We start from the raw sequence: 1,538 nt of genomic DNA, 5'->3' as shown, positions 1-1,538 counted from the left end.
CTTGGATTGTTGTACTTTGGCATTGAACACCTCATCTTTAGTTAGATTTTGGTGTCCGTTAAAGCGGGGTAAGATCAGTGTCCCAGTTGATTTGCTTGTTAGTTGCAACATACTTTCACCAAGTACAACAATAACTTAAACGCACCGTAATGAAAATACCAAACCGTGAATTTGAGCCATTACACTCACTATTTAGAGCGAATAGTTACGCTAATACACCTTTCAGAAACGTGATAAAAGTGACTAACTTATTCGCGGTAAAGCACCAAACAGTGAATTGGTGAAACTGAATTATTTAGCACTTAGACGATCTTTTTTATTAGCCAACTAACGCCCAATTAACGGGCTAAGTAATAGTTGGCCATAATTGTGAACGTAGTGAGCGCGGCCAACTGTTGCGTGTCACGTTGAATTGCTTGTTATATGTTCAAGCCACTTAACCTATTAATGCTCGTCTACTTTAAGTGCTCCTTTCTCTACAATCGCCCTAAGAGAGAGGGTGCAAAGACCCTCTTTGTAAACACATAACCGAGTGAACCACACAGGTTCCTCTGTTTTAGAATCTAGCTTTTTTTTAAAATCAAGAATACCGTAATTGTACATAGTTGGATTTGAGAAAAAGTTAACTTCATAGCCAATAGCGCTAATATCACTGAATCCTTTACACAGTGAGGACATATACCGTTCAAGTTTTTCACCTGTATGAGAGCTGATGCCATATCTTTTATTACGCTCAACTTTATCTCGGAAAAGTTCATGATTTACTTTATAAGAAAATATATTAAAAAATTTTGATTTATCTCTAGCTTGGCAAGCTAGCTTTGCGTTATCCACAAAAGATACTACAAGAGAAGTATCAATATTTTTTACATTAGATGTGGAATAGCCTAAACCGCCAGTTTGTCCGCTATGATCCATTGCGTATAATGTAGCAGGTGTAAAAAATAAAATGGTTGGTAATAGTAAATATTTCAAAAGAACTCCTTTCTATGAATGAACATATAACGCCCAAATAACAGGCTAAGTAATGGTTGGCTAAAATGTGTAGCGAAGCGAAACGTAGCCAACTGTTACGTGTCCTTGTTGATTTTCTTGTTATATTTTTGTATTACAAAACTGATACTTACAAACAATACCAGATATAAAAACAAATTGGAAAATACATTAAAATAGCGCATGCCACCCAACTTAGGCAACAAAGAATTTAAAATAGGTAAACTTGGAAATATGAAGAAAATTAAAATTGTTGAGCCTAAAAAGGAGTATATAAAGTACCTTTGATTTTGTAGTTTATTTACTAGAAATGCGCACAATAATGTAAATACAAAAATAAGGGGTAACTGTAACCAAATCATTAAAAAGACTGTTTCTACATTTCGGCTTAAACCGTCATGACCGAATACTAAGTTAGTAAAGTCTGCAAATAATAAAACCCAGCTTTCATTTTGAATAGTTAACCACCGGTGTTTTTCAAGATAGTTGGCACTGTTTACCCTAATTTTGTTAAGCGACTTCTTTTTGTTCGTTTTTTATACTTT

At 34.5% G+C, this 1,538-nt stretch carries 1 protein-coding gene; it reads right to left on the bottom strand.

The genetic code is table 11. From position 1 onward, the window contains the following. Positions 1–444: 444 nt before the first annotated feature. Positions 445–975, bottom strand: a complete 531-nt coding sequence (locus MTCD1_RS18225; protein ID WP_057180916.1) for a hypothetical protein — start codon at positions 973–975, stop codon at positions 445–447. Positions 976–1,538 lie beyond the last annotated feature (563 nt).

It is taken from the genome of Colwellia marinimaniae (assembly GCF_002207865.1).
Taxonomy (GTDB): Bacteria; Pseudomonadota; Gammaproteobacteria; order Enterobacterales; family Alteromonadaceae; genus Colwellia; species Colwellia marinimaniae.
The sequence above is the reverse complement of the archived record's forward strand: the minus strand, read 5'-3'. Positions and strand labels throughout refer to the sequence as shown.